The 2,638-nt window shown below is 36.6% G+C and carries 3 protein-coding genes, 1 other RNA gene and 1 pseudogene; 2 read left to right on the forward strand and 3 right to left on the reverse strand.

Going from position 1 to position 2,638, the window contains the following annotated elements; genetic code table 11:
* Together ACLOR3_RS05410 and ACLOR3_RS05415 are read left to right on the forward strand one after the other, a co-directional pair.
* On the forward strand, positions 1-300 hold a 300-nt coding region (locus ACLOR3_RS05410), incomplete at its 5' end, for a hypothetical protein (RefSeq protein WP_412037056.1).
* Between the two features lie 124 nt (positions 301-424).
* A pseudogene (locus ACLOR3_RS05415) lies at positions 425-832 on the forward strand (tyrosine-type recombinase/integrase); the annotation flags it as partial.
* 152 nt (positions 833-984) lie between these two features.
* On the opposite strand, the gene ssrA reads toward ACLOR3_RS05415, so the two are convergent.
* The 3 genes from ssrA to ACLOR3_RS05430 all read right to left on the reverse strand — a co-directional run.
* Positions 985-1,332: a transfer-messenger RNA gene (ssrA, locus tag ACLOR3_RS05420) on the reverse strand.
* Positions 1,333-1,408: 76 nt separating this feature from the next.
* Entirely contained in the window at positions 1,409-2,209 is an 801-nt protein-coding gene (locus ACLOR3_RS05425) for an ABC transporter ATP-binding protein (protein WP_117744075.1), read from the reverse strand.
* Positions 2,210-2,218: 9 nt separating this feature from the next.
* A partial coding sequence (locus tag ACLOR3_RS05430) for an ATP-binding cassette domain-containing protein (protein ID WP_412037057.1) occupies positions 2,219-2,638 on the reverse strand: 420 nt, incomplete at its 5' end.

Genomic DNA, 2,638 nt, shown 5'->3' on the forward strand with positions numbered 1-2,638 from the left:
GAAACCATGTTATTTGATTGTTCTGGTCTTGGTAATAGTTATGAATATATTCAAGGTCCTGTTTATATACCACCTATGACAAATAGTTATATCGTTACAAATATCCGCAATATAGCAGAAGAGTGCGACCTAGATGACTATAATTCCGCATTTGATCTTGCAAAAAAAGAAATCAAAAGCTTGAAGAAAAAAATGTTTCTTACAGAAAGTGACTTTAACTTTATTAAAAATAACCTTCTGACAGAAGATCTTTTCGTAATAGAGGAATATCTTAAAAAATACAGTGAATTTGCCCCTTAATTCTAAAACAGATATCTGGCATTCACAATCAACAGCCGTTAATTGCGATTAACCTTGAAATGCAAATAAGGATTAAGAGAAGGGTTCTTTGCGCTCATTCTTTTGTGAAATGAGGTGAAACATAATGGAAATTAAATCTTACAAAAAGAAAAATGCGACACTGCCTATAAGTTTAGGGTCTATGTCGGCAAAGAAAATGAAAAAGACAAGTGAGATTCTCGCAGAGCTTAGTGCGATGAACCCTACTACTACTTATATCTTTGAAAATGAATTTGGAAAACCAATACCGGGAACACTACCACGTAAATGGCTACAACAAATTGTCAAAGATTCGGATATGCGTCCGATTAGGATCCATGGATTCCGCCACACACATGCCAGTCTATGTTTCGAAGCTGGTATGACGCTCAAACAGGTCCAGTACAGACTTGGGCACTCGGACCTAAAGACAACCATGGACATCTATACTCACATCACTAGAGAGGCTAAGGATGACATTGGTGAGAAATTCGCAAACTATATTGATTTTTAAATAAATAACATAAAAACAGACCCTTTGGACAAAAAAGGGTCTGTTTTTGGGTCTGCCAGTTTCAAAAAGGTTCAAAAAGGAATAGGAAGTATAAAACAAAAAACGTTGTATTTACAACGTTTTAGAAAGTTTTAGAAAACTTTAGAAAGTATATATGGAGCCGGTGGGAGTCGAACCCACGTCCAAACATCTGCCAACATATTTGTCTACAACCATAGGTTATGTATTGATTTAACAGCTCCTCGACACATAACTCAAGCCTAGGAACTGCGAGTCTATCAATCTCTTATCAAACTGCTAGACAAAGTTTGATCGTATCTCGCTAAAATTAAGACCTGTCATCAGACACGAGCAATCCGAATCGGGTCACGCCTGCTGGTTTTTAGGCAGCTAGAGCGTAAGAAGTGTTATTTTTTGCAGTTATATTTAACTGAGCGTTTACGTCGCCACACGAGTCGCAAAATATGCCTCATAATGCCTGTCGAATCCGTAACGACCCCAAAATGATATACTCAAGTGTATCATTTTTTGGGTAAAATGGCAAAAGAAAAAGAGGAATTCCTTCCTCTTTCACTTTTATTGCAAGTTTAGTTTGAATTTTGTTACATAATGTACCGTGAAATACATCGCTACAATTTTCACCACTTCATAGATATAGGCAGGAATAAAGTTAACAACCAAGATATCACTAAGAGTATCAGAAGACATAGTTGCAGTTCTTGAAAGTTCTGAAATAGATATAGAAGGGAACAATCTTCCAATGATACTTAGTACAACCCAAAGGATAAATCCAAAGACGAAGGCCATCACGATACGACTGTTAATGAAGAGCTGACCCAGTGAGATGGCACAGTAGAGCATTAAAATACCTGAAATAGTCGCTAACACTTGAAATAGCAAGCTTTGCCAAATAAGAGATGACCCAATATGTTCGAACAATGGACCAAGCAAATCAAAAATATTCTTTTGTTGAGCGAGGCCAATCACTCCTAAGAAAATAAGCAAAGAAAGAATCAAGCTAATAAAACAGAAGATACTCCAAATCAAAGCAGATGTTACTTTTACAAGTAAAACAGTATGAGATCCAGTTGGCAAGGTCCAGGTCAAATAACCTTCACGACCAAAAATATTGTTGTAAAAACGACGAATAATAATGATATAGTTGGTCAAGGTCAAGCCAATGTAGCCCGCAAAAATGACCAAAACAACAATACTCCCAATAGTTAAGGCTGTATTTTCTGTGAAAGTTGATGCCCCAGTTATAACACTAGAAGCTAATAAACCAGCAAAAATGGAGAGAATAGCAAGCACACCCGAAATAATGAGATACCACTTATAGGTTGCTTTTAATTCATATTTCATTAATTTCCCAAACATAAGAACCTCCTAATACATTCTAAATTGTTCACGGAAGATCTCATCAATCGATTTACCGTATTGGTTGCGAAGAACAGTTGTGTTTTCATGCAACAGAATACGACCTTGATTGATAAAGAGCGCTTCATCCAAGACTTGTTCAACGTCCGCAATCAAGTGGGTTGAAATCAATACAGATGAGTTTGGACGACGATTTTGAATGATGGTTCTAAGAATGTAATCACGCGCAGCAGGGTCCACTCCACCAATAGGTTCATCAAGAATGTACAAATCTGCTTCACGGCTCATGACCAAAATTAATTGAACTTTTTCTTTATTCCCTTTAGAGAGTTGTTTCAATTTTTGCTCTGGATGTAAATGTAAATCATTTAGCAATTGATAAGCACGTTGCGGATTGAAATCATTATAGAAGTCTTGGAAGAAACGGAT

The organism is Streptococcus intestinihominis (assembly GCF_046824975.1).
In the GTDB taxonomy this organism is placed as follows: Bacteria; Bacillota; Bacilli; order Lactobacillales; family Streptococcaceae; genus Streptococcus.